Consider the following 436-nt stretch of genomic DNA (forward strand, 5'->3'; position numbering starts at 1 on the left):
AAATTTAGCACTAAAGTTTCTTCTTTGTCTGGACATAGCAATGAATCCTTTCTTTCATACTGGTTTTAGTATATCAGATTCATTAAAATCTGTCCGAAAAAGTGTCTTAAATTATGAGACCATTATATTTCATCCTCAAATAAATCCATGACCTTTTTCTGCCGCATGGAAGCCTTTTTATCCTCCCACAGCGAATCAAAGTCGTACCCATCCCTTCGGTAGTTGGCAAAGTAAGGAAACCATTGTTTTGAAATAAATCCTGCTTTGCCATAAAAGAATTTTCCATAGGCAGCTTTTCCGCCCCTTGTTATGATTCCTCTCCACTCCCAGGGATCAAGCAGGCTGTCTTCAGACCACCAGTCGGCTGCATTCGTGTGTTCCTCCACCGAAAACCCCGGTATATCATTTTTGAAAAGTGGCAAAAAACCGGCCTTAT

The 436-nt window shown here is 40.4% G+C and carries 1 pseudogene; it reads right to left on the reverse strand.

Annotated elements, in window-relative coordinates:
* Positions 1-122: 122 nt before the first annotated feature.
* A pseudogene (locus tag BN3456_RS00035) lies at positions 123-436 on the reverse strand (hypothetical protein); the annotation flags it as partial.

Origin of the sequence: Clostridium sp. C105KSO13 (assembly GCF_001517425.1) — a bacterium.
Taxonomy (GTDB): Bacteria; Bacillota; Clostridia; order Lachnospirales; family Lachnospiraceae; genus Muricomes.